This is a genomic window from Sphingomonas sp., assembly GCF_031426035.1.
GTDB lineage: Bacteria > Pseudomonadota > Alphaproteobacteria > Sphingomonadales > Sphingomonadaceae > Sphingomicrobium.
In genome coordinates this window covers 1-5,898 of the sequence record NZ_JANPKO010000063.1, presented here as the reverse complement: position 1 = coordinate 5,898, position 5,898 = coordinate 1, and the positions used below count along the sequence as shown (strand labels likewise).

Here is a 5,898-nt window from a genome sequence, read left to right as displayed (position 1 = left end):
CGACGACCAGCGCCCGTTCCTCGACGATCTCTACACTGGCGCCGACGCACAGGGGATACCGCTCGAAAGCGCAATCGCCGAATATGCCGCGGGCCAGTTCGAGCTGACCTTGCGCCACAAGCCCGACGCTCTGCACGCGTGTGACGACGCGATAATGTACAAGCGGCTGGTCAAGGCGACTGCCGCGAAGCACGGGCTCGAGGCGACGTTCATGGCGAAGCCGTTCGCCGACAGCGCCGGCAACGGCATGCACCTCCACGTGTCGCTGCTTGACGACAGCGGCGCGAACGCCTTTGCCGCCGACGAGCCCGAAGGCTCGCCGCTGCTGCGCCACGCGATCGGCGGGATGAAGGCGCTGCTCGCCGACAGCTTTGCTCTGTTCGCCCCCAACGCCAACAGCTATCGCCGCTTCCGCGCCAACAGCTATGCGCCAGTGGCGCCGACTTGGGGGGTCAACAATCGCACCGTGTCGTTCCGGGTGCCTGCTGGCTCACCGGTCAGTCGCCACGTCGAGCATCGCGCCTGCGGTGCCGACGCCAACCCCTATCTGGCGGTTGCGGCGCTGCTCGCGGCGATGCACCACGGCATCGCCGGCAAACTCGACCCGGGACCCGCGGTCGTCGGCAATGGTTATGTCGCGGAGGCGGCGAGCGACGCCGATCCGATGCCGGCCAACTGGTTTGCGGCGGTCGATCGCTTCGCGGCTTCGGCGTTGATGAAGGAGTATCTCGGGGCGCGCTTCGTCGACGTCTATTCGATCGTCAAGCGTAGTGAGCAGGACCGTTATTTTGCCGCAGTGCCGGAGACCGATTACGAATGGTACCTGCGCACCGCCTGAAGGCGGCGGCCGCTAACGCCGTGCGCGCGGCGGCGAGACGAACAGGAAATTGAGCAGCGACAGGAGTGCAAGCGCACGCATTGGAGGTCTCTTCAGGTGGTGAGCCGGTTCGGTCCGGCCCCTGCTCTTTATGCTGCAGCGCACAAAAAGTAAACCGTCGAGCCTTTTCTACCGTGTCGTTCGCTTGCCGCGCGCCGTTTCCATGAAGGTCGCGACGACGTCGCTTTGGCGGGTCAGCCGACGCCAGACCAGGCCGATATCGACCGTCGGCAATTGTTCGCGCGTGCGCTTGGCGAGGATGCGGTCGCCGTCCAAGGACCACGGCCGGTAGAGCAGGTCGGGCAAGATCGCCAGGCCGGCATTGGTGCCGACGAGGCCACGGATCGCCTCGACCGACGCACTACGATAGGCCGGACGGCGGTGCGGCTGAGCCTGCCAAACCGCGTTGGACACCGCTTGCAACTCCTCCCGCGTGATGTCGATCAGCGGCTCCTCGGCGAGGTCGGCAAGGCTGAAGCTGTCGTGGTGCGATAGCGGATGGCGCGGCGCCATCCACACTCGCATGTCAGAGCGCAGCAGCACGTCATGATCGAGCGCTTCGGGTCGGGTCAGTCCCGGCACGATCAGGATCGCCAGGTCGAGTTCGCCGTTGATCAGCATATGCTCCACATAATCGCTGCGTTCCTCCACCACCTCGATGTCGACGGCCGGGAAGGCCTGGCGGTATCGGGCCAGCAGATCGGTGAGGAAATAGCCGGTCACGATCGGCGTCGCGCCGATCATCAGCCGCCCTTCGATACCCGCCGCTTCCTTGCCGATCGCACCGCGGATATCGTTCATGGCGTCCAGAATGTTGCGTGCGTGGCGCAGGAACTGCTGACCTTCACGGGTCAGCACGACCCCTTTGGCATGCCGTGCGAACAGCTCGGCGCCGACCTCGGCTTCAATGAAGCGAATGGCGTCGGTGACCGCGCTTTGGGAGATGCCGACGCTCGCCGCGCCGCCCGAAATCGAGCGAATCTCGGCGACCGCGATAAAATAACGCATCTGGCGGAAGGTGATGTTCATGCAGCCATCGGTTTTTCGGATAGGTGGTTTGTCGCATAACCGACTGGCGTTCGCCAGTGCGACGGCGTTCCTGTAGCCGGCGCGGAATCGGGCGCTTGGCAACGATAAAATCCCGCTTCCGCGCGACTGTTTTTCGGTCCAGCATGGGCGCTGGGCCGCTGGCCGTGGACGAGGGGAAATTACGATGGACGTAAAGATTACGCTGGGCGAGCTGAAGAACCGCCGTTCGATCCTGCAAAGCTTTGGCGTCGCGGCGGTCGGCATCAGTTTCGGTGGCCTCGCCGCCTGCGGCAAGTCCGAAGACTCGAAACCCGCCGCCGGCAGCAAGATCGCGTCGACCGGTGAAGAACCCAAACTCAACTTCTACAATTGGGACACCTACATCGGCGAAACCACGCTCGCCGACTTCAAGGCCGCCAGCGGAACCGACGTCAACATGTCGCTGTTCGCCACCAACGACGAATTGTTCGCCAAGCTGCGCGCGGGCAACCCGGGCTTCGACGTGATCGTCCCGTCAAACGATTTCGTCGAGCGCATGGCCCCGGCGGGGATGATCGTCCCGCTCGACCACAGCCTCATCCCCAACATGAAGAACATCGATCCGGCGTTCATCAATGTCGACTACGACCCGGGCCGCAAATATTCGATGCCCTACACCTGGCTGGTGCTCGGCATCGGCTACCGCAAATCGAAGGTTCAGGGCGTGCCCGACAGCTGGAAGACGATGTTCGACAGCGATCAGTACAAGGGCCGCATCTCGCTGCTGTCGGAGGCCGGCGACCTGTTCCGCCTGTACGGCAAATATATGGGCAAATCGGTCAACGACCTGACCGCCGCCGACATCAAGGCGATCGAAACGATGATGATCCGCCAAAAGCCGTTGGTGAAGGTGTTCCACGAGGACAATGGCCAGGACCTGCTGGTCAAGGGCGAGGTCGATCTGGTGCTCGAGTATAATGGCGACATCGCGCAGGCGATGGTCGAGGACCCCGACATCGACTTCGTCGTGCCCAAGGAGGGCAGCCAGCTCAACTCCGACACCCTGTGCATTCCCAAGGGCGCGCCGCATCCCAAGAACGCGCACGCCTTCATCAATTATCTGCTCGACGCGGAGGTTGGCAAGGCGATCACCGAGACGATCCTCTATCCGACGCCGAATGCCGCGGCCAAGACGCTGATGCCCGACAGCTACAAGAACAATCCGGTGGTTTTTCCGCCCGCGGCGGCGATGGCGAAGTGCGAATATGCCAAGTTCCGCGCCGACATGCAGCCGCTGTACGAGGAAGCGTTTACCCGCGTTCGCGCCGCCTGACCTGCGATGCAGGATTGGAAACTGAGCCGGCGCGCGTTCGCAGTGATCGCGGCCGCGCCGGTGACCTGGCTGATCCTGTTCTTCCTCGTGCCGATGACCATCGTGTGGGGCTACAGCTTCGGCCGCAATACCAGCATCACGACGATCGAGTTCAGCGGGACGATCAGCAATTACGCGCGCGCAATCGAGCCGCTGTATCTCGGCATTTTCCTGAAGTCGGTGCTGGTTGCGGCGCTCACCACATTGATCTGCTTCGTGGTCGGCTTCCCCGTGGCGATGGCGATTGCCTTCTCCCGCGAGCGGTGGAAAGCGTGGCTGCTGCTGCTGATCATGCTGCCGTTCTGGACCAACCTCCTGATCCGCACCTACGCCTTGCTGTCGCTGCTCGGCCAGCGCGGCTTCGCCAACGGCGCGCTCGAGCAGATCTGGAACGGCGGCAGCGGGCTGTCGGCCCTGCTCGGTTTCGGCCGCTTCACCGCGTTCGAGCCGGTGCCTCTATTGTACAACGACTTCGCGCTGATTCTCGGCCTGGTCTACGTCCATCTGCCGTTCATGGTGCTGCCGCTCTACGCGGCGCTCGACCGGCTCGACAAATCGCTGATCGAGGCCAGCCTCGACCTCGGCGCGGGCCACTGGAAGACGATCACCCGGATCGTCATCCCGCTTGCCGCGCCGGGCATCCTGTCGGGGCTGCTGATCACCTTCGTTCCCGCGCTCGGCGCCTATCTCACCCCCGATCTGATGGGCGGCACCGATAGCCAGATGATCGCCAACGTCATCGAGCGCCAGTTCAAGCGTGCCAACGACTGGCCGTTCGGCGCGGCTCTGTCGTTTGTGCTGATGTACGCGACCTTCATCCTCATCGCGTTGCAGGCCTTGCGCAACAAACGCAGCGAAGCGCGCACGTGAGGCTCGCCCGCCGCCAGCCGATAGCTCCGCTCGAATATACCCGCCGCCTGTGGCTGCGTTCGTGGGTCGGCGCGGTGGTTTTCTTCCTCTACGCGCCGCTGCTGGTGCTGATGGTGTTCAGCTTCAACGACAGCAAGGCCAACGTCGTCTGGCGCGGCTTCACCACCAAATATTACGGCAAGGTGTTCCACAATGAATCGCTGATGGTGGCGCTCGGCAATTCGCTGACCATCGCCTTTCTCGCGACGATCGCCAGCATTGTCCTCGGCACCCTCGCCGCGGTCATGCTGTGGCGCTTCCGCTTCCCGTTCAAGGCCAGCGTCGAAGGGTCGCTGGCCCTGCCGATCGTGGTTCCCGAGATCTGCATGGGCGTCGCCATGCTGGTGTTCTTCGCCGCGATCGGCTGGCCCAACGATCTGCCGTGGCCGTTCAGCCTCGGCGCGATCACGATCGCCCACATCACCTTCTGCTTCCCGTTCGTCGCCTTGGTCGTCCGCGCCCGCCTCGCCAGCTTCAACCGGGAGCAGGAGGAGGCGGCCAAGGATCTGGGGGCGAGCGAATGGCAGTCGTTCCGCGACGTCCTGCTGCCGCACATGAAGCCCGGGATCATCGCCGGCGCTTTGCTCAGTTTCACGCTAAGCCTCGACGACTTCGTGATCACATTCTTCACCAGCGGCCCGAACACCATCACCTTCCCGGTCAAAGTCTATTCAATGGTGCGCTTTTCGGTCACGCCGGAGGTCAATGCGGTGTCGGCCTTGCTTATCGTGCTGACCGTCATCCTCACCACCATCGCGCTGAAGATGCAGGACATCACCAAAAGCGCCGCCGCCGGAGCACATTGATGGCTGACCCGATCATCCAGATCCGCAATGTGACCAAGCGGTTCGGCCAACTTGCCGCGGTCAATCATGTCAGCCTCGACATCAATGCCGGGGAATTCTTCGTCCTGCTTGGCCCGTCGGGGTGCGGCAAGACCACTTTGTTGCGGATGATCGCCGGCTTCGAGCTGCCGACCGAGGGCCAGATCCTGATCGACGGGCAGGATATGGCCAGCGTCCCGCCCAACAAGCGCCCAGTCAACATGGTGTTCCAGTCCTACGCCGTCTTCCCCCACATGTCGGTCGCGCAGAACGTCGGCTACGGTCTCAAGATCGCGCGCACCCCGCGCTCTGAAATCGGCGCCCGGGTACAGGAGGCGCTGGCACTGGTCCGCCTCGAGGGTCTCGAAACGCGCATGCCCGACCAGCTCTCGGGCGGCCAGCGCCAGCGCGTCGCGCTCGCCCGCAGCCTGGTCATGCGGCCCAAAGTCCTGCTGCTCGACGAACCCCTGTCCGCGCTCGACGCCAAGCTACGCGCGCAGATGCAGTTCGAGCTCGCCGACATCCAGGACAAGGTCGGCATCACCTTTGTCACCGTCACCCACGACCAGGACGAGGCGCTGTCGCTGGCGACGCGAATCGCGGTCATCAACAGGGGTCAGATCGCGCAGATCGCTGGCTGCTCGGACCTCTACGAATTTCCGGCCAACCGCTTCGTCGCCGATTTCATCGGCTCGGTGAACATCTTCGACGGGCGGATGGTGGTCGACGAGCCCGAGCGAGCGATCATCGATTGCCCGGAGATAGGCCGAATCTATCTCAGTCACGGCGTGACCGGCCCCCACAACGCCGACCTGTGGGTCGCCATCCGGCCCGAGAAGATCACTTTGTCGAAGCGCGGCCAGGCCAAGCCGAAGGACTCGCCCGAGGGCGCCAATCGTGCCGACGGG

6 protein-coding genes are annotated in these 5,898 nt (G+C 63.7%); 5 read left to right on the top strand and 1 reads right to left on the bottom strand.

The window, feature by feature from the left end; genetic code table 11:
* Positions 1-838, top strand: an 838-nt coding sequence (locus RMP08_RS04130; protein ID WP_409049768.1) for a glutamine synthetase family protein, incomplete at its 5' end; no start/stop codon positions are given.
* Positions 839-1,006: 168 nt separating this feature from the next.
* On the opposite strand, the gene RMP08_RS04125 is transcribed toward RMP08_RS04130, so the two are convergent.
* On the bottom strand, positions 1,007-1,906 hold the full coding sequence (locus tag RMP08_RS04125) for a LysR family transcriptional regulator (protein WP_310467726.1): 900 nt from the start codon (positions 1,904-1,906) through the stop codon (positions 1,007-1,009).
* Positions 1,907-2,090: 184 nt separating this feature from the next.
* Between RMP08_RS04125 and RMP08_RS04120 the strand changes: the two genes are divergently transcribed.
* From RMP08_RS04120 to RMP08_RS04105, 4 genes are all read left to right on the top strand, one after another.
* Positions 2,091-3,218 carry a spermidine/putrescine ABC transporter substrate-binding protein gene (locus RMP08_RS04120; RefSeq protein ID WP_310467725.1) on the top strand — a complete coding sequence of 376 codons (1,128 nt, stop codon included), beginning with the start codon at positions 2,091-2,093 and terminating at the stop codon, positions 3,216-3,218.
* A gap of 6 nt (positions 3,219-3,224) precedes the next feature.
* Complete coding sequence (locus RMP08_RS04115; RefSeq protein ID WP_310467724.1) at positions 3,225-4,127, top strand: ABC transporter permease; 903 nt, start codon at positions 3,225-3,227, stop codon at positions 4,125-4,127.
* Positions 4,124-4,972: an ABC transporter permease gene (locus RMP08_RS04110; RefSeq protein ID WP_310467723.1), complete on the top strand. Its 849-nt coding sequence runs from the start codon at positions 4,124-4,126 to the stop codon at positions 4,970-4,972. The genes RMP08_RS04115 and RMP08_RS04110 overlap by 4 nt, the downstream gene beginning before the upstream one ends.
* On the top strand, positions 4,972-5,898 hold a 927-nt coding region (locus tag RMP08_RS04105), incomplete at its 3' end, for an ABC transporter ATP-binding protein (protein WP_310467722.1). The genes RMP08_RS04110 and RMP08_RS04105, both read left to right, overlap by 1 nt.